The sequence below is a fragment of the Acinetobacter sp. NBRC 110496 genome, from assembly GCF_000876115.1.
Lineage (GTDB): Bacteria > Pseudomonadota > Gammaproteobacteria > Pseudomonadales > Moraxellaceae > Acinetobacter.
Map to the genome: position 1 here is coordinate 116,939 of NZ_BBTF01000006.1, position 21,613 is coordinate 138,551.

Below are 21,613 nucleotides of genomic sequence, written 5' to 3' on the forward strand. Positions count from 1 at the left end.
CAGCTTTCCGTAATTTTAGTATTCGCATTATTTATTTGCTTGTTTTAGCAAAAATTTCTCTTTGAGGAAATATCATGTCGCAGCGTTCCCGAGTGCTGCCTGGGTTTGGTCTCTCATTAGGCTTCACCCTCGCTTACGTGTCTTTGATTGTGCTTATTCCTTTATCTGCTGTCTTTATCAAATCTTTAGGGATTGGATGGGACGGCTTATGGGAAATCTTAACTTCAGAACGAATTTTAAAGTCTTTACAACTTAGCTTTAGCGCCGCACTGACGCCGCTTTGGTCAACGTGGTATTTGGTCTCCTACTCGCATGGTGTTTGGTTCGCTATAGCTTTCCAGGTAAACGCATTATCGATGCTTTAGTGGACTTGCCATTTGCCCTACCAACAGCTGTTGCAGGTATTGCATTAACCTCTTTATACGCACCAACAGGCTGGATTGGACAATATCTTTCACCGCTAGGGATTGAAGTAGCTTATACCCCCATTGGGATTACATTAGCCTTGATCTTTATTGGCCTACCTTTCGTGGTTCGTACTGTACAACCTGTATTGAGTGATATTGAAACCGAATTGGAAGAAGCCGCTTCTGCCTTAGGTGCAAATCGTTGGCAAACCATTACCAAAATCATTTTGCCAATTTTATTCCCAGCCTTACTGACAGGCTTTGCTTTGGCCTTTGCCCGTGGGGTCGGTGAATATGGTTCAGTCATTTTCATTGCAGGTAACCAGCCCTATAAAACAGAAATCGCCCCCCTAATGATTATTTCGCGTTTAGAAGAATATGATTATGCGGGCGCAACCACCATCGCTGTAGTCATGCTTGTCCTCTCTTTCGGGATCTTATTTTTAATTAACTTGGTACAAGCATGGGCAAGCCGCCGCACAGGGAGAGTTGCACAATGAGCTTAAATACCAATAGCAATGCTTTAGCACTGAAATTACAAACCAGAGATGCAACCCGTGAACCGACTTGGGTTCGTTATAGCCTAATCAGTGTTGCATTAATCTTTTTTTTGAGTTGTTTACTCCTTCCTCTGATTCTGGTTTTTGTTGAGGCGTTTAAGCAGGGTCTCACAGTTTATATTAATGCTTTAACTGATTCAGATACCTTATCGGCAGTTAAGCTGACCTTGCTCACTGCTGCAATTGCAGTCCCAATTAATGTGGTATTCGGGATTGCAGCAGCTTGGGCGGTTGCGAAATTCCAGTTCCGTGGTAAAGCCATTTTGACCACTATTATTGATATACCATTTTCGGTTTCTCCTGTAATTGCAGGTCTAATGCTAGTACTCATATTCGGTGCGCAAGGCTGGATGGGTGGATGGTTAATGGATCATGACATCAAAATCTTGTATGCCGTACCTGCAATTGTATTAGCCACCATTTTTATTACGGTTCCTTTCGTTGCTCGTGAACTCATTCCATTGATGGAAGCTCAGGGCACAGAGGAAGAAGAAGCAGCCATTGTTCTTGGAGCTTCAGGTTGGCAAACCTTCTGGAAAGTAACCTTACCCAATATTAAATGGGGTCTGATTTATGGTGTGATTCTGTGTAATGCCCGTGCAATGGGCGAATTTGGTGCCGTCTCTGTGGTTTCAGGACATATCCGAGGCCAAACCAATACACTGCCGTTGCATGTTGAGATTCTCTATAACGAATATACCTTTAGTGCTGCATTTGCTGTGTCTTCATTACTGGCATTTTTAGCGATCATTACTTTGATTTTGAAAACTTGGCTAGAAGTTCGCCAAGACCAAGCAAATGAACATCAACCCAATCACTAAGGAATGAACACATGAGTATTCAAGTTAAAAATATTGAAAAACACTTTGGTGCATTCCATGCGCTGAAAAATATCTCTTTAGACTTTCCGGAAGGTGAATTGGTTGCCCTGCTTGGCCCTTCTGGTTGTGGAAAAACAACCTTACTACGCATTATTGCAGGTTTAGAGTCTGCAGATGACGGTCAGGTTTTACTTGAAGGTGAAGATGCCACCAATATCCATGTACGTGAACGCCAAGTTGGTTTCGTATTCCAGCATTATGCCCTGTTTCGCCACATGACTGTTTTTGACAATATTGCCTTTGGTTTACGCGTGCGTCCGCGTGCAACACGCCCATCAGAAGCTGAAATCAAAAAACGTGTCACTCGTTTACTCGATTTAGTCCAACTCGGCTTTTTGGCAGACCGCTATCCAGCTCAGCTTTCAGGTGGCCAACGCCAACGTATCGCCTTGGCACGTGCCTTGGCAGTTGAACCTCGTGTTTTATTACTCGATGAGCCATTTGGTGCATTAGATGCCAAAGTCCGTAAAGAATTACGTCGCTGGTTACGAACGTTACATGATGAACTTCACATCACTTCAATCTTCGTAACACACGATCAGGAAGAAGCCTTAGAAGTTGCAGATCAGATTATTGTCATGAACAAAGGTGACGTCGAACAAATTGGTTCACCACGAGAAGTGTACGAAAAACCTGCAACCCCATTTGTTTTTGATTTCCTTGGTCAAGCAAATCGTTTTGAAGGTGAGCATACTGGCGGTATTATTCGTATCGGTGATGATCGTATTCAGCTACCTACTAGCCTAGAAGCGCCACAAGGGAAAGTGATTGCCTTTGCGCGGCCGAATGAATTACATATTCATACTCAGCCTCAAGCTAATACCATTGAGGCAACCTTCTTGCGGGAAGTATGGATTGCAGGTCGTGTCGTAGCTGAATTACAAGATCGTAGTGGACGAACGATTGAAATTTTATTAACTGTAGAAGAGGCGAACTTACATCAATTCAAACCAAATCAAACCGTTTGGATTAGTGCGGCTCAACTTCATTTATTCGCAGATCAAACAACGCAAGTTGCTTAAAATAATATTGATGGGGTAAAACACGCCCCATCCTCTTATGAGGAAAAACTTTTATGAACTTCCAACAACTCAGAATTATTCGAGAAACTGTTCGCCAAAACTTTAATTTGACTGAAGCATCTGCGGCACTTTATACCTCCCAATCTGGTGTCAGTAAACACATTAAAGATTTAGAAGATGAATTAGGTGTACAACTATTTGTCCGTAAAGGCAAACGTTTGCTTGGCCTAACCGAACCGGGTCAGTCCTTATTAAGCATTGTAGAACGCATGCTGGTCGATGCCGACAATATTAAACGTCTGGCCGATGATTTTAACAAAGTCGATGAAGGGACGCTCACAATTGCCACAACACATACACAGGCACGTTATGTCCTTCCGCCAATCGTTAACCAATTTAAAAAATTATTTCCAAAAGTACATTTGGTTTTACAACAGGCCAGTCCTGTTGAAATTGCAGAAATGTTGCTACAAGGTGAAGCAGATATCGGCATTGCAACTGAATCTTTGACCACAGAAGAGAATTTAGCCAGCGTGCCTTATTATGAGTGGCACCATAGCATCATTACGCCAAAAGATCACCCACTCACAAAACTAGATAAAATCAGCTTAGACGTATTAGCTGAATATCCTTTAATTACCTACCATGGTGGTTTCACAGGACGCTCTAAAATTGATAAAGCGTTTGAAGATGCACAATTGCATGCTGATATTGTGATGTCAGCACTCGATGCCGATGTTATCAAAACCTATGTTGAGCTTAATATGGGGGTTGGAATTGTCAATGATGTCGCTTACGATGCGGAGCGCGACTATCGTTTACAACAGATTAAAACCGATATTTTTGGGGTAAATACCACTTGGATTGCGGTGCGTAAAGGACATTTACTCCGTGGCTATGGCTATGAGTTCATCTCACTGTGCTCACCACAAACAGATATTAAAGCCTTGAAAAAAGTGGCTTATCCAGAAGAGTAACCCTCTAAAAAATAAAAAGGCTCATCTAGAGCCTCTTTGTTTGTCTTTGATCTGATATCAGAACATAAAAAAACGAGCATGCTGCTCGTTTTTTTATGTTGAATGCATGGATTAGAACTTGAAGCTCACACCCACTTTTGCAACTGGCATCCACTCATAGCGGCCTTTATTCTCAAGCTTATGCGCATCACGATCCGCAGCAACTTGACCATCTTCAATACCACCTACTTTTTGTAAACCTGTCGCTTTTAAATCAACATCAGGGTTACCAGTATAGTAAGTACCAACTTCACCAAATAAGCCTACATTCTTATATACAGGTGCGTTAATACCAACACCTAAGTATGGAGCAAGTTGATTGTCATACTTTAAATTACCATCGACCGAACCATTACCACCCGGTGCATAATAGTTTGAGCCATCAATTTTAATCGTATCATTTGAATTAGATACAGATTTTTTCAAGTCATATTTACTATCGATATAGCCCACACCAGCAGCTACATAAAGCGAACGTGCCAGTGTATTTTCACTAACACCCCATGGATGAACCTCAGCATTCAAATATGCATTTTTATTACGCATTTTAGTGTCATATTTCGTGCCATCAATTTTTACATCAGACCAAGAAATTTTCCCGCCATCGTAACCCGCTGTTAATCCCACATAAGGGTTAACACGATAAGTTACGGCGCCGCCGTAGCCTGTCGTACCTACTTCAGCACGAACTGAAACTGGAGCTAAATATGAAGGGAATGCATAAACTGATTCCCTAACCACTTGCTCATCTGCTGCAAATGCAGTACCTGCAATTGCTGTTAATGCACCTGTTGCTAACATAACACGCAAAGCTTTCATTGAAGTCTCCTCAAAAAATGCTTTTATTTAAATAAATATATAATTGTTGCTTGTGAAATAAGCATAAAAGAATGATCGCTATTTTTTTATACAAAAACTGATTACTTTTTGTTATTTTTTGATACAAATTCGAAGTAATTATGTATTTATAAAATATAGATAAAAAACAATAAGCTCCATTTTTATTACAGTTTTATTGCTCAAATTTAAAACAAAATATTGTAACTACTTTTTTCAAAGATTCTGAGGGGCTACTAGCTCTTTATCCATGGTCTCGACATGAGCCCTATGCGACACAAGATTTTTTAGGCGATACAAGGCTTTAGCCACTCTAAATGAACAAAACACAACGATGTGGCGACAAAAACACCCCGATCCTTGAGCTTCGCCCTGCGTTGCGATCAAAGCAGTAATTTGCTCTTGCCCAGGTTATGGCTAAAATTTCCTCACACTGCGTTATGAAACTTGGCAAGCGCATAGCCATTCCCTGCGTTTCATGCCTCATTTCATAAAATTTTAGCCTATAACGCAACCTATTTAGAAAATGGCAACAGACCCTAAAAAATTAGTGTAAAATCTACAAAATTTTTTTGGAAGAAGGAAGATCATGTCTCAGCTTTCTACAATCATTGAGCAAGCATTTGAAGACCGTGCCAACTATAGTGCAGCGGACTGCCCAACAGAAATCCGTCAAGCCGTAGAAGAAGCATTGACTGGTTTAGATAACGGTACCCTCCGTGTTGCAGAAAAAATTGATGGTGAATGGGTTGTTCATCAATGGTTAAAAAAAGCAGTTTTACTTTCATTTAAACTCAACGACAATACGCCGATTGAAGCGTGCGATCTTCGTTTCTATGACAAAGTAGCAACCAAATACTCAGGTTGGACAGAAGAACAGTTCAAAGCTGCTGGTGTGCGTGTTGTACCACCTGCAGTCGCACGCCGTGGTAGCTTCCAAGCAAAAAATGTAGTGTTGATGCCTTCATATGTCAACATTGGCGCGTATGTTGATGAAGGTACCATGGTTGACACATGGGCAACGGTCGGTTCATGTGCACAAATTGGTAAAAATGTTCACTTATCAGGCGGCGTTGGTATTGGTGGCGTATTAGAGCCATTGCAAGCAAACCCGACCATTATTGAAGATAACTGCTTCATTGGTGCACGTTCTGAAATCGTTGAAGGTGTGATTGTTGAAGAAGGTTCTGTGATTTCAATGGGTGTTTTCATTGGTCAATCAACCAAGATCTTCGATCGTGAAACTGGCGAAGTTCATTACGGTCGCGTACCAGCAGGTTCTGTGGTTGTTGCTGGTAGCCTTCCATCGAAATGCGGTACTTACAGCCTTTATGCTGCAATCATCGTCAAAAAAGTAGATGCGAAAACTCGAGCTAAAACCAGCTTGAACGATTTATTACGCGCTGACTAATTTGTAATATTTATTGTGGAACTTGATCGTTCCTCGGAGCTTGAATTGCTCCTCGTCTCTACGATCAGTCATGGTCGTAGAGATTTTGTTTTTTATGTAGCATGCTGCTTATGCGGCACCTGTTTGTGGTAACTGTTTATGGCTTCCTTACGTTCTTCGGCAATTCCTGTCTCTGATCCTGCGGCTGGTTTACGCATTACAGAGATCTTTTACTCTTTGCAAGGCGAAGCGAATACGTTTGGTCTACCAACTGTTTTTATTCGTTTAACAGGCTGTCCTTTACGTTGTAGTTATTGTGATACCACCTACTCTTTTGAAGGCGGTGAGCGCTTATCACTCGAACAAATTATCGAAACTGCAAGCCAGCATAAAACACCCTATATTTGTGTCACAGGGGGCGAGCCACTTGCTCAACCGAATTGCCTGATCTTATTACAGCGTCTGTGTGACCTCGGTTTCAACGTTTCCTTGGAAACCAGTGGTGCTTTAGATGTCTCTAAAGTTGATCGCCGTGTTTCTAAGGTACTGGATTTAAAAACACCGACCTCCAAAGAAGATCATCGAAATCTGTACAGCAATCTTGACTATTTAACCCAGCACGATCAGATCAAATTTGTGATCTGTAATCGTGAAGACTATGAATGGTCAAGACAACAACTTGAACAGTTTCAATTGCAAAACAAAGTGAGTACGGTCTGGTTCTCCCCCGCTTTTGCAGTTGAAAAAGGTGCGGTCGCCCTGCCTGCATTGGCGTGCGATTTAGCACAGTGGATTTTAGAAGACCATCTCCCTGTTCGCTTCCAGCTCCAGTTGCATAAACTGTTATGGAATGATGAATCTGGTCGTTAAAACTCATGAAACCATTCTACTCATCAGAATGGTCTTCTCCAATTTAAATTTAGGTTAAATAATGGAAAATAATATGCGTTCCCGTGCCATCGTATTATTGTCTGGCGGTTTAGATTCAACAACGTGTCTAGCTTGGGCACAAGCAAACTACGAATGTATTGCTTTAAGCTTTATGTATGGTCAACGTTCGACCACAGAACTTGATGCAGCCAAAGCACTGGCTCAACGCGCAGGTGTCGAACACCGGATCATTAATATTGATTTGGGTAATTTAGGTGGGTCTGCACTTACAGATCATAACATTGAAGTCCCAGAACAATTACAAGAAGGCATTCCTGTAACTTATGTTCCAGCACGTAACACCATTTTCTTATCTTATGCGCTCGCAGCAGCCGAAGTATTTGACGCTGAAGCCATCGTCATTGGGGTCAATGCTGTTGATTATTCAGGGTATCCAGACTGTCGACCAGAATTTATTGACGCTTTTGCCAATTTAGCGCGACTTGCAACAAAAGCTGGTGTTGAAGGAAAACCTCTTAAAATTGAAACACCTTTGTTACATTTATCCAAAGCGAATATTATACGCTTAGGTATCGAACATGGCGTAGACTATAGTCAAACGGTATCCTGCTATCAGGCAGATGCTCAAGGACGTGCATGTGGCAAATGCGACAGTTGTCGTCTACGTCAACAAGGTTTTATCGAAGCAGGTATTGCGGATCCTACGCGATACGCTGAATAACCGATATAGGGTAAAAAATTAGGTACATTATATGAAGTTTTCTAAATCAAATCTTATTCTTTCTACCATGATGTCAGCTGCTGCATTATTTGCGACAGCAACTCACGCAGCTGATAATCCATTACAAACTGCGTATAAAAGTACCAATGTAAAAGCAGCATTGGTCAATGTATGTAAAGATCAAACTGCGAAAGGCGGTAAATTAACAGCAGCAGAAGTCAGCAAGTTCTGTGGTTGCCAAATTGACGCACAAGGTAAAGTAACCGAAGCTCAGAAATGGGAAATCCAAAGTGCAATTAACGCGAAGAAAAGCCCAAGTTCTTTAGCTTTTGTACAACAGCAAAATAAAGACCTACAAGCATGCTTAGGTGCGCCGCTTGTCAGCAAACTTGAAAAGCTAACTGAAGAAGCAATGAAAGCTGCTCAGCAACAGCAGCAACAAGCTCCTAAAAAATAAGCTTGGATTGCCTAGAAAAAGCCTGCATTAATGCAGGCTTTTTTATTGGGTTTTGTTAAAATCTCTTTTATCTAGAATCAGTTGAATAACAGTATGCAAGACCATTGGAGAACCAATGCTGATCAACGGCGGTCGATTGTGTCATTTAGTGGTGGCAAAGACAGCTCCCTAGCCCTCTACCATACGATGCAGACAGGCGTTGCTGTTGGTCTAATCGTGATGTTAGAAGAACAAGGTCAGCGCTCTCGTTCACATGCCATGCCACTGGATATCATTCATGCCCAGGCAAATGCGGTTGGTTTACCGGTGTTTATGGCCTCTTCCAGTTGGGCAGACTATGAAAATAAATTTATTGCTCTACTCGATCAAGCCAAACAACAGGGTGCCGAAGTTCTGGTAACGGGTGATTTAAATATGCCTGAACATGGCTGTTGGCATGATCGTGTGACCCAACAGGTTGGACTTAAACTAGGCATGCCGCTGTGGTTACGTCCACATAAAGAAGTGGTAGAAGAGTTTATCAATCTTGGTTTCCGCAGTGTGATCGTCACCGTCAATCTTAAACTTGGGATGAAAGTCGAAGATCTGGGCAGAACCCTCACCTTAGACTACATCCAAGAACTAGAAAATCGAGGGGTTGATCCATGTGGTGAAGGTGGTGAATTCCATACAACAGTCATTGATGGACCAATTTTTAACAAAGCTATTCCTGTACGTCACGGCGATATTGTTTATCATGAGGAATATGCTTTTTTAACACTTGAGCTTGAAAACAATTAATTTTATCGAAGGATAAGCAATGTCTGAGAATATTCAATTACCGAATCACAGCTTCCCAACCACACAAGGTGAAGTCAATCTTACTGAACTAAGCAGCGAATGGTTGATTCTTTATTTCTATCCAAAAGACTCAACTCCAGGCTGTACCACACAGGCAGTCGGGTTTTCATGCTTAAAAGATCAATTCGATGCCTTAAATTGTCAAATCATTGGTGTGTCACGAGATTCCGTTAAAGCACATCAGAACTTTACTGAAAAACAAGCGCTCACGATTGATTTAATCAGCGATAAAGAAGAAGTACTCTGTAAACATTTCGATGTGATTAAAGAAAAAAATATGTATGGCAAACAAGTGATGGGCATCGAGCGCTCTACTTTTATTTTCCATAACAAGCAATTGGTCAAGACCTATCGTAAAGTTAAAGCTGCTGGTCATGCCGAACAAGTGCTTGAAGACTTAAAAGCATTACAAAAAGCATAATCATGGTGAGTAACAAAAAAGCGAGTTCAATACTCGCTTTTTTGTTGAAGCAAATTACGTTTGACGTATGATAAATAGATTAAAAAAATTAAATGAAAGACATTAACAATGAATTATTCCCATGTTTTTTGGCCATTCGCTTTGGTGTTTTTTTTAGTAGCATGTAATTCCAATACACCAACAACAATCCAAGATCAGCCACCTCTAGTGCCACAAATTACGATAACAGCGACTGAAATTCGCTGCCAAGATCTACAGAACCCAGCCTATCAGCGCATGCTGCTGCAAGCGATCAATGAAATTAGACAACATCCTCAGCAATGTGGAGAACAATATTTTCCAGCAGTTGCACCACTCAAATGGAATAATCAACTCTATCAAACTGCTTTGAGTCATGCTCAGGAAATGGCTCAACACAATTTTATAGGACATGTCAGCATCACAGGGCAAGATTTTAGAACCCGTTTGAAACATTCACAATTTAGCGGTCGAGGCGGTGGAGAAAATGTGGCACGCGGACAAAAAAACCTGCATGCTGTTATGGCAACCTGGTTAGCCAGCCCTGTCCATTGCCATAATTTAATGCATCCAAAATTTACAGATTACGCCATTGCTTGTACCACCGATCAATCCGCTCGGCAAAAAAACTATTGGGCGCAACACTTCGGCGTTCGTTAAAAGGAAAAACTAATGCAATCAGGTTCAATTACCCCGATTTTTCGTATTTTTGATCTTCCACTTGCCCGATCATTTTATCTTGATTATTTAGGCTTCCAACAGGATTGGGAGCATACCTTTGCGGATAACTTCCCTATTTATCTACAAATTTCTAAAGGTGATTGTATTATTCATTTATCTGAGCATTTCGGTGATGCCAGCCCACACAGTGCAATTCGGATTTATTGGCAAGATCTGACACAGCTACATGCTGAAATTGCAGCAAAAGATTATAAGTTTGCCAAGCCACAAATTGAGAAAACGGATTGGGAAACTTTGGAACTCATTATCACCGATCCATTTTCCAATCGACTTATTTTTTGGGAAGATGCTTAATCCTCTTCCCCAACCTCAAGATTCATCGATATTGGAACGATCATCTTGATCAAAACGTTGCTGCAACTTTTGATAAGCCGATGACTTTTGAAATTCTTCCAGGAAGCGTATCGTCCCTGCGGGGAAAAATTCAGTTTGAATCTCGCCACGATAATAGGCTTCACGCATCGGTGTTGCTGAAATCGAGTTCTTTAAACTGTCTAGTTCCAGCATTTGCCACTCAGGGAATAAACGTAAATAATACGAAGATTCATCCTTGAAATGACCGATTAAACCAACTTTTGCATTTGGCTGAATAACGCCATTGACCAAATCTTTGACCTGTTTAACCCATTTCTCATCATTATACACATCGACCACATGGACAAAATGAATCCGCTTTTGATCTTGTTCAGAAAAGTTCGACAGAATCATCTGTTCACGTTCAGTGGCTAAAAAGGGATTTTTGATATTCCGTTCAGATTGAGCCGAGCCCAAAGCCAAGATCACGTTTTTACTTTTTTCTAATGCAATTTCAATGGTTTGCATATGTGCCAAATGAAAAGGCTGAAAACGTCCAATAAAAACAAGATAGTCAAATGTGTACATAGTCGTAATTTCACTTTTTGTGAACTCATCAGTTGTGTCATTCAGACAAATATGCGACATAATGAGGGCACTTAAAAATCAATCTGGATTAAAGCAAGGATAGTACGATGACACTTAGCTGTATTCAACAACCTCATCAACATTTGCAAGCAAATTTAGAAGATGGCGTACTCACCTTAGCCATTAACCGTTCAGAAGCAAAAAATGCACTCTATGGCGAACTTTACCTTTGGATCGCAAAAGCTCTAGATGAAGCCGATGCAAACAAAGACGTTCGTGTGGTAATTTTCCGTGGTGCAGAACAAGACTTTACTGCGGGTAATGACATGAAAGACTTTATGGGTTTTATTCAAAAACCACATGAAGGCAAAGCGGGTGATCAGCCTCCTTTTATCTTATTAAAAGCGGCTGCTCGTTTTTCTAAGCCGTTGATTATTGCGGTTAAAGGTGTCGCAATCGGTATCGGCGTAACGATCTTATTACATGCTGATCTGGTTTTTGCAGACAATACTGCTCTGTTCCAAATTCCATTTGTCAGCCTTGGTCTATCTCCAGAAGGTGCTGCAAGTCGTTTATTGGTCAAACAAGCGGGCTATCAAAAAGCCGCTGAATTGCTCTTCACTGCGAAAAAATTTGATGCAGCAACTGCGGTTAAAGCCAATCTGGTGAATGATGTGGTTGAAGATGTTTATGCCACAGCGCAAAAAACAGCGCAACATTTAGCAGCATTACCATTGGCTTCGATCAAACAGACTAAAGCCCTAATGAAACAAGACTTGACTGAGATCATTCAGTGCGTGGATGATGAAGCTGAAATCTTTATGCAACGTGTACGCTCACCTGAAATGATGGAAGCAGTGCAAGCCTTTATGCAAAAACGTAAACCTGATTTTTCTCAGTTTAATTAATGCAATAATCGTTGATTAAACCAAGCCACTGAGTTGATACAATTCAGTGGCTTTTTTGTTTTTGGCATTCACCTAGCTATTCCACACCAGACCGACTAAGCTCAGGTTAGAACAAGATGAAGATACAAAGAATTTATGAAAGTTGTGATTGCCCCAGATTCTTTTAAGGACAGCCTATCTGCACAGGAGATTGCTCAAGCAATTGCTTCAGGCTGGCAAAAGGTCTTTCCTGATGCAGAAATCATTCAATGCCCCATGGCGGATGGTGGTGAGGGCTCTATAGAAGCGGTACTGGAAGTCTGTTCAGGGCAATGGCGTGAGCAGTTGGTACAGGGCCCGCTAGGTGAACCTGTATTGGCAAAATGGGGCTGGTTAGATACTAAAAAAATCGCCATCATTGAAATGGCTCAAGCCAGCGGTATCCAACTGGTTAAACCCGCTCAACGTGACGCATGTAATAGCAGTAGCTATGGTACAGGACAGTTGATTCTGGCTGCCTTAGATGCAGGTGCAAAGGAAATTGTACTGACTGTCGGCGGCAGCGCAAGCAATGATGCTGGTACAGGTTTATTGACTGCATTAGGGGCAATGTTTCTGGATGCAGAGCATAATCCCCTAGCCGCTGGCGGCATTGCACTGCAAAACTTAGCTAAAATCAATTTAGATCAGCTTAATCCAAGGATTAAACAAACCCAATTTTTATTAGCCGCCGATGTGACCAATCCGTTGTGTGGGCCCAATGGTGCTTCACATATTTTTGGGCCTCAAAAAGGCGCTTCACCTCAACAAGTGTTAGAGTTAGATCAAGCGCTCTCCCATTTTGCCGATGTCACGGCACAATTGCTTGGCGTCGATCAACGTCATGAAGCTGGTGCAGGAGCCGCAGGCGGACTTGGTTTTGCTGCTAAAACATTCTTAAAAGCCGAGTTTCGATCTGGAGTCGAAGTCATTGCTGAACTGAATCAACTTGCCACTAAAATCCAAGGGGCAGATTGGGTGATTACAGGTGAAGGAAAGTTTGATGAGCAGACCTTGAATGGTAAAACTCCATTCGGTGTCGCCAAAATAGCACAAGCCGCCAATGTCCCCGTCATTGTGATTGCAGGAACACTTGGAGAGAATTACCAAGTACTTTACCCACATGGTGTTACTGCTGCCTTCTCTTTAACCTCAGGCCCAACCAGTCTAGAAGAAGCCTGTCGTAATGCAGCAGAGCTGGTGAGCGCACGAACAACCGATATCGCCCGATTGATTCAAAGCAGTATGCTTAAAAATAGCTAGGCGCATTCAATATCTAAAATCTGGATAAACTCAAAAGCAGGTTCTTCATAAGGATGGCTTGCTTTTAAGGCTTTTGCCACAGCACTGGCCATTTCTTCTGTGACAATAGTTTCAACGCGCCATTCTTCGAGCTGCTCTAATCTATCCAATTGCCCTAAAAATGGATTTGCACTTTTTACGGGCTTAAACTGCCCAATGCCTTTGACTTGCCAAGCACAATGTTCGTAATTGCCAATACCACCCGCCCCAGCAGCAAAAATCGCTTGCTTAGTCGATTCCAAATGAGACTCAGGCACGTAATAAATCAGTTTTAGCATCGCTTAAACAGCTCAAATCAAATAGATAAGATCTTAATCATAACGCGACAAAAGCTGAATAATCAAAGCGAAATATTGATCACCAAATAGCTCACCACAATAAATAACATTTGAATCGCGACCGTTAGACCAAACCAAAACCAGCCTCGATCTTTGGTATGCACTGTTCTTAAATAATTTGTATTTTTCATCATCAGACTTCTCATATTTTGTTCATTGTCTAAATATAAGAAGCAAGAATTGAACCAATCCTAAAAGGAGAAAAATTTATAGATGTCATAAAGGTAAATAAAATTATTTGTGGATTTATCTTTTTAGCTCTATCCAATAATATATATTTTTCATAAAATTTTTATACATTAATATGTCTTATTCTTTTCAATCACAATGGGATCTTTTTTATCCCAACAAACTCCCAATTTCTCACCTACTTAAGCACTACTTTCCACAATCTTGGTTAAGAATTCATAGCCTGCCCGAATCAAAAAGATATGCCGATACGGCTGCTGAATATGAATTATTGCTAGATCGACATAATAAAATTATTACAGACTGCTTTGGAGATGATACTTCTATATTCATTGTCTCAGGTCACTATTTTAGCCATTCCCGTAACAATAAAGCCTATGAACCAGCCTTTATACTCCCCTACCAATTTCATTTAGAGCAAGAAATAAACTTAACACAAGCCAATCCTGAATATTATGACGGAGAGGATGAAGATCATTTCTTTAGGCCTTGTACAGTAGAGGTAACTTGGCAAACGAATCAACACAATGACTTGTTGAAAAAGATCGCTGATGATGAGTTAAGAGCTTTTATGATTTCTTTCGAGCAAAATATAATTGTTGCACCTTATGATGGTGGCATTGATTTTATTATCTTTGATGAAGTGAAAAGAAATGATTTAAGAAATAAATATCAAGATTGGCTTTCACCCAGAGCAGATGGATTATGACGACGTTAATAAATTTCTTAAAAAGCTTAAAGCTTCTCTAAAAGTTTCATGCCAATGAGCATCTGGTTGTTGATCTAAAGAATACCAAAAGAAGCTAAAGTCTAAAACACCGTCATCCTGACAATGATAGCGCCACCTACAGCCAATTCAATTCACACCTCACCTCGCATAAATAGAAATACCAGTTTTGCTGATTAATACTCAGTATGAGATCACCTATAAACTAGGAATTAGGCTGAGCAATCAACCCTGTTTCTTCAAACAATTCATCAATCACAACCTGTTCATATTGCTCATCATATTTAATAGTGCCTTTAACTAATTGAGTCTCAGCCACCAGTGGATGATGGAAAGCCAATATTTCTCTACCTTGATTTGAATGTCTTCAAATTACAGGGACAACTTTTTTCATCGTTTTAGAAAATGTAAAAAAAACATGCATGAATTAAAAAGTCATCATCTTCAACATATTAATCTTTAATAACAAACATCATAGGACAACTTTAACCTTTCAGCATGCACTCTGCTTTTAACAACACTAAAAAAGCGATATAAAAAGATCATTCAAGGGCAATGATGGTTTAGCAACCATGATAGGGCTCCCCCAAAATTTTAAATAATCATAAATCAAATTTTAAAGCCAGCAATCTAAGTTCACTATATAAGAGTATTTCTATGCGGCCAAAACTCATGATGACTTTACTATTTACAATCGGTGTGTTGGCCGAATCTAATATTGTTTATGCAAATGAAACTTCTGAACATGTATCCCAGAAAAATAGTACATTCAGCTTGGAACAGCATCATGTGATCGCACGAAGCATGAAGCAAATCTATCAAGATGAGAATGGTACATGGTTCCTCTCTAAACATAAGGGCAGAAAAGGTGGCTGTGCCGTCACTTATAGCTCCGATTTAAATCAACTCACCCTATTGGGTCCTTCAGAGAAAAGTACAGGAGCATTTGCCTTTATCGGTCCGCTTATACCAACACCTCAACACAATAAACGACTCAATATCATCATGCGCACTGATAAATCTGAAACGCCAACTGCTGCAACACTGGTATCAAGCCAGAAAAAAGGTGTATTGCTCGTTCCAGTTATTATGGAACAAACAGCAGCTCATATGGATGATGCTGGAATAATGGAAATTTTATTAGATGGAAAAACAGTCTATTCTTCCTCAATTAGTGGTGGCTTTAAAGCACGAGATGCGTTGGTCAGTTGTATTAAAAGCTAAGTCAATTACTCTATCTAAATTATTCAATCTGACGTATTTCCAAGAATTTTTAAATGTCTTTTCTCATACTGGGTCATCAAGAAAGCTAAGCCACATAAGATCACGAAGCCACTGGTCATTGGAATTAAAGTGCCATTATACAACTGGCCTATAATCGAGGCCAAAATGAGAGATAAAACTGAAGACGATGCCCCAATAATTGCAGAAGCCATGCCCGCAACATGTCCCATCGGCTCCATGGCAATCGCATTGAGATTACCAAACAAAGTTCCAAATAATAAAAATAGGATGCAGGCATAGAGCATAAACATCCAGAAGGAAATAGATACACCTGCAAGCTGGATCACAAGAAACAGCAAGGAAATGAGGCTAAGACCTAGAAAGCCATAAATACAGATAGGCCGCATCCCAAATTTCAGAACAATTCTAGAGTTGGTAAAAGATGCAATCCCCATCACACCTGCCAATAATGCAAAGTAGGCACTAAACTCCTGTCCTGTTTTGCTAAATTGCTGCATAAAAATTTGCTGTGAAGTGCCGAGATAGCCAATAAACCCACCAAAGCAAAAGCCTGCACATAACAAATAACTCATGGTGGTTTTATTACTTACCACTTCTTTAAAGCCATCCTTAAATGCTTGTGCCCGCATCGGCAAACGATTTTCAGGAATTAGCGTTTCTTCCAGTCGTAAAGCGACCCATGCTCCAACGACTGTGGCATAGATCATATACAGCACAAAAATATCACGCCAGCCAAAGAAATGGATGATCAGCTGTCCCAAGCTCGGCGCAACTGCAGGTGCCACCATAAATACCATCATGATCAGCGACATAATACGTGCCATTTGAGCACCACTGTATTTATCCCGAACAATCGAAATCGAAGCCACATAAGGCCCAGAAACACCAATACCTTGAATAAAGCGACCAACTAAAAACCATTCAAAACTTTGAGTGGAATAGCACAATAAACTGCCCAAAAAGTAGATCAGGATGCCTGTAAATAAAATCCGTTTCCGCCCAATCGCATCGGACAATGGCCCTGCAATAAGTTGCCCAATGGTCATTCCTGAGAAAATACTAATAATGACCCATTGCGCCTGATTATTATTTTGTAGACTAAAAACTTTTCCAATTTCACCCAGTGCAGGTAAAACTGCATCAATCGAAAAAGAGACAATGGACATCAGCAATGCCATCAGTAATGCAAACTCGCGGAAATGGATTTTTGATTTCATTGTGCTTCCCATTACTGGCCATTTTAGCTGCATGAACTAAGTTACTTAGGTCAATACACATCATTTTTGCTTGATTCTAGCAATAAAACGATATCAAAAATCGAGGTAAAATTTCACTCATCCTAATATGATTTTTACCATTATCGTTCCGAGAAACAATTTATCTTGCAAACATTTAACCTAGATGAATGATACCTATAAGTTTTTTAAATATGTAGTTATCACAGCATTGCATATAAATAGGATTAAACTGATATAAAAATAGTTTAGGTTTAAAAAGTTATTTCTTTGCCTTTTATAGACATAGACTGGGAATAAGATAAACCACTCCCATGCAGGACAAAAGGCGTGTTTTTCCTTCAAAAATTTTCGATCTTTTATAAAAATAATAATTTGTAAGATGACGCAAGCTAGATAAAAAATATAAATCACCTGAAAGCTGAATCCTGCCTTTGCCAATAGCAGACTTCCAAGAAAATTGATCAGTGGTAAAAAAATTAGTAGCTTAAAACTTAAGCTATTTAGTTTTTCTAATTCTTGAAGGTTATTCATTTTTTCTGAGTGTCCGGCTCTCTTTTCTTTTAATATTCCATGATTTTATTCATGCATCCATGATAAAGAAAATGCCACTCAAGAGTGGCATTTTCAAGCATTTATATTTTAATTAACCAATAAATTTACGTGCATTGCGGAACATACGTAGCCAAGCACCATCTTCTGCCCAATCTTCAGGCTTCCAAGAGTGCTGTAAAGCACGGAAGTTACGCTCAGGATGCGGCATCATCACGGTTGCACGACCATCTTTAGAAGTTAAACCTGTAATCGCTTCAGGTGAACCGTTCGGGTTCAATGGATAGTGTTGCGTTGGTTGACCCAAGCTATCCACATAACGCAAGATCACTTGGTTCTCAGCATTTAAAGCAGCAATTTGCTGTTCAGTTGCAACCAGACGACCTTCACCATGTGCAACTGCGATTGGTAAAATCGAACCTTGCATATCTTCAAGCAATACAGAAACTGATTTTTCTACGCGAACATTGACTGCACGCGCTTCGAATACTTCTGATGTATTGCGGTGGAAACGGCCCCAATGCTCAGCACCTGGAATTAGTGGTGCAAGTTGCGACATCATTTGACAGCCATTACATACGCCTAAGCTAAAAGTGCTCTCACGATGGAAGAACTGCTCAAACTGGTCACGCAATTTTGCATTGAACAATACTGATTTCGCCCAGCCACCGCCAGCGCCCATCACGTCACCGTATGAGAAACCGCCACATGCCACTAAACCTTCAAAGTCGCTCAAGCTCACGCGACCTGCAAGTAGGTCACTCATGTGTACGTCGATGGTATTAAAGCCGACTTTATCAAATGCAGCCGCCATTTCAACATGACCGTTGACACCCTGTTCACGCAAGATGGCCATATTTGGACGACGGGTATTGATAAACGGTGCTTCGACTGGCTCATTTAAATCATAAGTTGCTTGCGCAATTAAACCTTTGTGGTTTTGATCTGCAATTAAAGCAAACTCTTGATCAGCAGTTTCAACATTATCACGTAAGCGCTGGATCTGATGTGATACCTCAGCCCATGCTTGTTGTAATTCAGCACGCTCTAAAGTTAAACCATTGACAGCCAATTGATCAGTGGTATTGACACGACCTACAACCGCAATTGCATCTTTCAGACTTGACGCTGCAACTTCAACTTCTAACTGTGCCCAATCAGCCGCTGTGATTTGCAGCACAGCACCAATTTCTTCAGCAAATAAGCTTTCAGTGGTTTGATTTTCTAATGCCACACCTAAACGAGATGCGAACATCATTTCCGCGACAGTTGCCAATAGACCGCCATCGCCGATGTCATGGTAAGCCTTGATCACGCCACGATTGTTCCAGTCTTGAATCAAGGCAAAGAATGCTTTGAAGTCATCAAAACTATCGACATCAGGGGTTACTGAACCAATGGCTTTATACACCTGCGCAAGGATCGAGCCGCCTAAACGGAACTGCCCTTTAGATAAATCAATACGAACCAATACTGAATCGGCTAAGTTTTTCAATTCAGGCGTTAATGTTTTACGCACATCTAACACTGGCGCAAATGCAGTAATGACACCTGACATCGGTGAAGTCACCGCTTTGTCTTCACCATCATTCCACGTGGTACGCATTGAAAGTGAATCTTTACCAACTGGAATTGCAATGCCTAATGCAGGGCACATTTCCATACCAATCGCTTTCACGCCTTCAAACAAGGCTTGGTCTTCACCTTTTTGACCCGCCGCAGCCATCCAGTTTGCAGAAAGTTTGATATCGCTGATTTGTTCGATGTTGGCACAAGCAATGTTGGTAATCGCTTCAGCAACCGCTAAACGAGCCGATGCAGCAGGATTTAACAAGGCCACTGGTGGACGTTCGCCCATGGCCATTGCTTCACCTGTAAAGCCTTGTAAACTTGTGGTGGTGACTGCTGCATCCGCAACAGGTACTTGCCAGCGACCGACCATTTGGTCACGAGCAACCATACCGGTAATCGAACGGTCACCAATGGTGATTAAGAATGATTTAGATGCAACCGTTGGATTTTTCAAAACGCGGAAAATCGCATCTTTCAAATCAACTTTTGCAGCATCAAAGTCATTACCTATGCGCTCAATCGTTTCATAAGCACGTTGCATCCGTGGCGTGCCACCCAACATCACTTGCATTGGGATATCAACCGCATTGTTTTCAAACAATGGGTCTTCAACGGTTAAGTGACGCGCTTCAGTCGCTTCACCCAGTACCGCAAACGGACAACGCTCACGTGCACAAATTTCTTCAAATTGTTCTAAAGATTCTGGACGAATCGCAAGGACATAACGCTCTTGTGCTTCATTTGACCAGATTTCCATTGGGCTCATACCCGGCTCTAAAGATGGAATCTTACGAAGATTCAATACTGCACCTAACTCATGATCATTCACAAGCTCAGGCATAGCATTGGATAAACCACCCGCACCGACATCATGTACAGACACGATTGGGTTAAAGTCTTCTAAACGCCAGCAGGTATCAATCACTTCTTGGCAACGGCGTTCCATTTCTGGGTTTTCACGTTGTACCGAAGCAAAGTCCAAGCTCTCGCCCATGGTACCGCTGTCTACAGAAGATGCTGCACCACCGCCAAGACCGATCAACATTGCAGGGCCACCCAATACAATGAGCAAGTCACCCGGTTGAATCGCATCTTTTTCAACATGGTCAGGACGAATGTTGCCGTAACCACCAGCAATCATGATTGGCTTGTGGAAGCCTTTCACTTCGCCATTGACATTCTGTTCGAAGGTACGGAAGTAACCATTCAATGCAGGACGGCCGAATTCGTTATTAAACGCCGCACCACCCAATGGCCCTTCAATCATGATTTGTAATGGCGATGCCATACGTGAAGGTTTACCGTAGTTTTCTTCCCAAGGTTGTTCAAAACCAGGAATATTGAGGTTTGAAACCGTAAAGCCAGTTAAACCTGCTTTAGGTTTACCACCACGACCTGTAGCACCTTCGTCACGGATTTCACCGCCCGAACCTGTCGCAGCGCCCGCAAATGGAGCAATTGCAGTTGGATGGTTGTGTGTTTCAACCTTCATTAGGATATGAGCGGCTTGGCTCTTATATTTATAAACGAAGTGACCATTTTCATCCGCTTTCGGATAAAAGCGCATAGTGTCATAACCCACGATCACAGACGCGTTATCTTTATATGCTGACAACACATCCGTTGGAGATTCTTTATAAGTATTTTTAATCATCTGGAACAAAGATAATGGTTGTTTTTCACCATCAATTGTCCATTCAGAACCAAAGATTTTATGACGACAATGTTCAGAGTTTGCCTGAGCAAACATCATCAATTCAATATCATTTGGATTACGGCCGAGCTTGGTAAATGCTTCAGTTAAATAATCAATTTCTTGCTCAGATAAAGCAAAGCCAAACTCATTGTTGGCTTTAACTAACGCTTCTTTTCCTTGACCCAAGATATCAATTGAGTTCAATGGCTTCGGTGCGGTTTCTGAGAATAAAGCTTTTGCATCATCAATATGAGCAAAAACACTCTCTGTCATACGGTCATGTAAAGCCAATTTCACTTCATTCGAAATCTCTTTTACACCTTTCAGTGTAAACAGTAGACCACGTTCTAAACGGTGAATTGGGGTATTACAGTTTTGGAAAATATCGGTTGCTTTAGATGACCACGGCGAAATGGTGCCAATACGTGGTGTCACTAAAATCTGGATTTCATCACTTGCAGCTTGGCGAAGTTCGAAAGATTGACCATCGTTTAAAAGTTGTAATGCCGATTGATGTTGCTGCTCGCTGAGCGCTTGATCAAACAAATAAACCCACTGGCTGTCAAAAGATTGAACAGAACTCATTGACGTTAAACGGTTTAAGAGTTGAGCTTTCTTAAAAGAAGAATGTGCTGATGCACCGGCCACGATAAACATGTTGAGTTTGGCTCCACGGGCAGGTCTAACGATCCCACCGCCATGTGACTTATGAGAGAGCGCATATTCTACTGTGAAAGGCGCATTTCA

At 41.1% G+C, this 21,613-nt stretch carries 21 protein-coding genes and 2 pseudogenes; 16 read left to right on the plus strand and 7 right to left on the minus strand.

What is annotated here, in order from left to right; all coding sequences use genetic code 11:
• Nucleotides 1–74: 74 nt before the first annotated feature.
• From cysT to Aba26S_RS05395, 4 genes and pseudogenes are all read left to right on the plus strand, one after another.
• A pseudogene (gene cysT, locus Aba26S_RS05380) lies at nt 75–907 on the plus strand (sulfate ABC transporter permease subunit CysT).
• Nucleotides 904–1,788 carry a sulfate ABC transporter permease subunit CysW gene (gene cysW, locus Aba26S_RS05385; RefSeq protein ID WP_043970506.1) on the plus strand — a complete coding sequence of 295 codons (885 nt, stop codon included), beginning with the start codon at nt 904–906 and terminating at the stop codon, nt 1,786–1,788. Before cysT ends, cysW begins: the two are co-directional and overlap by 4 nt.
• Nucleotides 1,789–1,799: 11 nt before the next feature.
• The gene (locus tag Aba26S_RS05390; protein WP_005242655.1) at nt 1,800–2,870 is read left to right on the plus strand and encodes a sulfate/molybdate ABC transporter ATP-binding protein; all 1,071 of its coding nucleotides are present in this window, start codon (nt 1,800–1,802) and stop codon (nt 2,868–2,870) included.
• Nucleotides 2,871–2,923: 53 nt separating this feature from the next.
• Nucleotides 2,924–3,847: a CysB family HTH-type transcriptional regulator gene (locus Aba26S_RS05395; RefSeq protein WP_005242656.1), complete on the plus strand. Its 924-nt coding sequence runs from the start codon at nt 2,924–2,926 to the stop codon at nt 3,845–3,847.
• 111 nt (nt 3,848–3,958) lie between these two features.
• Here Aba26S_RS05395 and carO read toward each other — a convergent pair whose 3' ends face one another.
• Nucleotides 3,959–4,705, minus strand: coding sequence for an ornithine uptake porin CarO (carO, locus tag Aba26S_RS05400; RefSeq protein WP_005242657.1), 747 nt, complete (start codon nt 4,703–4,705; stop codon nt 3,959–3,961).
• A 607-nt stretch (nt 4,706–5,312) separates the two neighbouring features.
• Between carO and dapD the strand changes: the two genes are divergently transcribed.
• The 8 genes from dapD (at nt 5,313) to Aba26S_RS05440 (ending at nt 10,496) form a co-directional block, all read left to right on the plus strand.
• Nucleotides 5,313–6,134, plus strand: coding sequence for a 2,3,4,5-tetrahydropyridine-2,6-dicarboxylate N-succinyltransferase (gene dapD, locus Aba26S_RS05405; RefSeq protein ID WP_005195842.1), 822 nt, complete (start codon nt 5,313–5,315; stop codon nt 6,132–6,134).
• A 138-nt stretch (nt 6,135–6,272) separates the two neighbouring features.
• Nucleotides 6,273–6,983, plus strand: coding sequence for a 7-carboxy-7-deazaguanine synthase QueE (gene queE, locus Aba26S_RS05410; RefSeq protein WP_043970513.1), 711 nt, complete (start codon nt 6,273–6,275; stop codon nt 6,981–6,983).
• 73 nt (nt 6,984–7,056) lie between these two features.
• Entirely contained in the window at nt 7,057–7,725 is a 669-nt protein-coding gene (queC, locus tag Aba26S_RS05415; RefSeq protein ID WP_010589729.1) for a 7-cyano-7-deazaguanine synthase QueC, read from the plus strand.
• Nucleotides 7,726–7,756: 31 nt separating this feature from the next.
• Complete coding sequence (locus Aba26S_RS05420) at nt 7,757–8,182, plus strand: hypothetical protein (protein ID WP_005242661.1); 426 nt, start codon at nt 7,757–7,759, stop codon at nt 8,180–8,182.
• 93 nt (nt 8,183–8,275) lie between these two features.
• The gene (locus Aba26S_RS05425) at nt 8,276–8,962 is read left to right on the plus strand and encodes a diphthine--ammonia ligase (RefSeq protein ID WP_043970515.1); all 687 of its coding nucleotides are present in this window, start codon (nt 8,276–8,278) and stop codon (nt 8,960–8,962) included.
• A gap of 19 nt (nt 8,963–8,981) precedes the next feature.
• Nucleotides 8,982–9,443 carry a peroxiredoxin gene (locus Aba26S_RS05430; RefSeq protein ID WP_005242663.1) on the plus strand — a complete coding sequence of 154 codons (462 nt, stop codon included), beginning with the start codon at nt 8,982–8,984 and terminating at the stop codon, nt 9,441–9,443.
• Nucleotides 9,444–9,551: 108 nt separating this feature from the next.
• Entirely contained in the window at nt 9,552–10,121 is a 570-nt protein-coding gene (locus Aba26S_RS05435; protein ID WP_043970517.1) for a CAP domain-containing protein, read from the plus strand.
• Nucleotides 10,122–10,133: 12 nt separating this feature from the next.
• Nucleotides 10,134–10,496 carry a glyoxalase superfamily protein gene (locus Aba26S_RS05440; RefSeq protein WP_043970519.1) on the plus strand — a complete coding sequence of 121 codons (363 nt, stop codon included), beginning with the start codon at nt 10,134–10,136 and terminating at the stop codon, nt 10,494–10,496.
• Nucleotides 10,497–10,511: 15 nt separating this feature from the next.
• On the opposite strand, the gene Aba26S_RS05445 is transcribed toward Aba26S_RS05440, so the two are convergent.
• Nucleotides 10,512–11,084 carry a nicotinate-nicotinamide nucleotide adenylyltransferase gene (locus Aba26S_RS05445; protein WP_168926872.1) on the minus strand — a complete coding sequence of 191 codons (573 nt, stop codon included), beginning with the start codon at nt 11,082–11,084 and terminating at the stop codon, nt 10,512–10,514.
• 107 nt (nt 11,085–11,191) lie between these two features.
• On the opposite strand from Aba26S_RS05445, the gene Aba26S_RS05450 reads away from it, so the two are divergent.
• Together Aba26S_RS05450 and Aba26S_RS05455 are read left to right on the plus strand one after the other, a co-directional pair.
• A complete protein-coding gene (locus Aba26S_RS05450; RefSeq protein WP_005242667.1) occupies nt 11,192–11,992 on the plus strand; it encodes an enoyl-CoA hydratase-related protein in 801 nt (266 codons plus the stop codon).
• A 135-nt stretch (nt 11,993–12,127) separates the two neighbouring features.
• Nucleotides 12,128–13,273 carry a glycerate kinase gene (locus Aba26S_RS05455; protein ID WP_043970523.1) on the plus strand — a complete coding sequence of 382 codons (1,146 nt, stop codon included), beginning with the start codon at nt 12,128–12,130 and terminating at the stop codon, nt 13,271–13,273.
• Here the strand turns inward: Aba26S_RS05455 and Aba26S_RS05460 are convergent.
• Both Aba26S_RS05460 and Aba26S_RS21345 read right to left on the minus strand, forming a co-directional pair.
• On the minus strand, nt 13,270–13,590 hold the full coding sequence (locus Aba26S_RS05460; protein ID WP_043970525.1) for an NGG1p interacting factor 3 protein, NIF3: 321 nt from the start codon (nt 13,588–13,590) through the stop codon (nt 13,270–13,272). The two genes, Aba26S_RS05455 and Aba26S_RS05460, sit on opposite strands and share 4 nt — an antisense overlap.
• A gap of 62 nt (nt 13,591–13,652) precedes the next feature.
• Nucleotides 13,653–13,784 carry a KGW motif small protein gene (locus Aba26S_RS21345; RefSeq protein ID WP_252322550.1) on the minus strand — a complete coding sequence of 44 codons (132 nt, stop codon included), beginning with the start codon at nt 13,782–13,784 and terminating at the stop codon, nt 13,653–13,655.
• Between the two features lie 170 nt (nt 13,785–13,954).
• On the opposite strand from Aba26S_RS21345, the gene Aba26S_RS05465 reads away from it, so the two are divergent.
• On the plus strand, nt 13,955–14,548 hold the full coding sequence (locus tag Aba26S_RS05465; RefSeq protein ID WP_043970528.1) for a hypothetical protein: 594 nt from the start codon (nt 13,955–13,957) through the stop codon (nt 14,546–14,548).
• Here the strand turns inward: Aba26S_RS05465 and Aba26S_RS05470 are convergent.
• Nucleotides 14,543–14,909: pseudogene (locus Aba26S_RS05470) on the minus strand (NUDIX domain-containing protein). The gene Aba26S_RS05465 and the pseudogene Aba26S_RS05470 overlap by 6 nt on opposite strands.
• 314 nt (nt 14,910–15,223) lie before the next feature.
• Between Aba26S_RS05470 and Aba26S_RS05475 the strand changes: the two are divergent.
• Complete coding sequence (locus Aba26S_RS05475) at nt 15,224–15,790, plus strand: hypothetical protein (protein ID WP_043970530.1); 567 nt, start codon at nt 15,224–15,226, stop codon at nt 15,788–15,790.
• A 23-nt stretch (nt 15,791–15,813) separates the two neighbouring features.
• On the opposite strand, the gene Aba26S_RS05480 is transcribed toward Aba26S_RS05475, so the two are convergent.
• Complete coding sequence (locus Aba26S_RS05480) at nt 15,814–17,028, minus strand: multidrug effflux MFS transporter (protein ID WP_043970532.1); 1,215 nt, start codon at nt 17,026–17,028, stop codon at nt 15,814–15,816.
• Nucleotides 17,029–17,692: 664 nt separating this feature from the next.
• Nucleotides 17,693–21,523, minus strand: coding sequence for a phosphoribosylformylglycinamidine synthase (gene purL / locus Aba26S_RS05485; RefSeq protein WP_043970534.1), 3,831 nt, complete (start codon nt 21,521–21,523; stop codon nt 17,693–17,695).
• Nucleotides 21,524–21,613 lie beyond the last annotated feature (90 nt).

What these genes read in the sequence shown, in the direction of transcription:
- cysW (WP_043970506.1), top strand. Translation starts at nt 904, where the DNA reads ATGAGCTTAAATACCAATAGCAATGCTTTAGCACTGAAATTACAAACC.
- Aba26S_RS05390 (WP_005242655.1), top strand. Translation starts at nt 1,800, where the DNA reads ATGAGTATTCAAGTTAAAAATATTGAAAAACACTTTGGTGCATTCCAT.
- Aba26S_RS05395 (WP_005242656.1), top strand. Translation starts at nt 2,924, where the DNA reads ATGAACTTCCAACAACTCAGAATTATTCGAGAAACTGTTCGCCAAAAC.
- carO (WP_005242657.1), bottom strand. Translation starts at nt 4,705, where the DNA reads ATGAAAGCTTTGCGTGTTATGTTAGCAACAGGTGCATTAACAGCAATT.
- dapD (WP_005195842.1), top strand. Translation starts at nt 5,313, where the DNA reads ATGTCTCAGCTTTCTACAATCATTGAGCAAGCATTTGAAGACCGTGCC.
- queE (WP_043970513.1), top strand. Translation starts at nt 6,273, where the DNA reads ATGGCTTCCTTACGTTCTTCGGCAATTCCTGTCTCTGATCCTGCGGCT.
- queC (WP_010589729.1), top strand. Translation starts at nt 7,057, where the DNA reads ATGCGTTCCCGTGCCATCGTATTATTGTCTGGCGGTTTAGATTCAACA.
- Aba26S_RS05420 (WP_005242661.1), top strand. Translation starts at nt 7,757, where the DNA reads ATGAAGTTTTCTAAATCAAATCTTATTCTTTCTACCATGATGTCAGCT.
- Aba26S_RS05425 (WP_043970515.1), top strand. Translation starts at nt 8,276, where the DNA reads ATGCAAGACCATTGGAGAACCAATGCTGATCAACGGCGGTCGATTGTG.
- Aba26S_RS05430 (WP_005242663.1), top strand. Translation starts at nt 8,982, where the DNA reads ATGTCTGAGAATATTCAATTACCGAATCACAGCTTCCCAACCACACAA.
- Aba26S_RS05435 (WP_043970517.1), top strand. Translation starts at nt 9,552, where the DNA reads ATGAATTATTCCCATGTTTTTTGGCCATTCGCTTTGGTGTTTTTTTTA.
- Aba26S_RS05440 (WP_043970519.1), top strand. Translation starts at nt 10,134, where the DNA reads ATGCAATCAGGTTCAATTACCCCGATTTTTCGTATTTTTGATCTTCCA.
- Aba26S_RS05445 (WP_168926872.1), bottom strand. Translation starts at nt 11,084, where the DNA reads ATGTACACATTTGACTATCTTGTTTTTATTGGACGTTTTCAGCCTTTT.
- Aba26S_RS05450 (WP_005242667.1), top strand. Translation starts at nt 11,192, where the DNA reads ATGACACTTAGCTGTATTCAACAACCTCATCAACATTTGCAAGCAAAT.
- Aba26S_RS05455 (WP_043970523.1), top strand. Translation starts at nt 12,128, where the DNA reads ATGAAAGTTGTGATTGCCCCAGATTCTTTTAAGGACAGCCTATCTGCA.
- Aba26S_RS05460 (WP_043970525.1), bottom strand. Translation starts at nt 13,590, where the DNA reads ATGCTAAAACTGATTTATTACGTGCCTGAGTCTCATTTGGAATCGACT.
- Aba26S_RS21345 (WP_252322550.1), bottom strand. Translation starts at nt 13,784, where the DNA reads ATGATGAAAAATACAAATTATTTAAGAACAGTGCATACCAAAGATCGA.
- Aba26S_RS05465 (WP_043970528.1), top strand. Translation starts at nt 13,955, where the DNA reads ATGTCTTATTCTTTTCAATCACAATGGGATCTTTTTTATCCCAACAAA.
- Aba26S_RS05475 (WP_043970530.1), top strand. Translation starts at nt 15,224, where the DNA reads ATGCGGCCAAAACTCATGATGACTTTACTATTTACAATCGGTGTGTTG.
- Aba26S_RS05480 (WP_043970532.1), bottom strand. Translation starts at nt 17,028, where the DNA reads ATGAAATCAAAAATCCATTTCCGCGAGTTTGCATTACTGATGGCATTG.
- purL (WP_043970534.1), bottom strand. Translation starts at nt 21,523, where the DNA reads ATGTTTATCGTGGCCGGTGCATCAGCACATTCTTCTTTTAAGAAAGCT.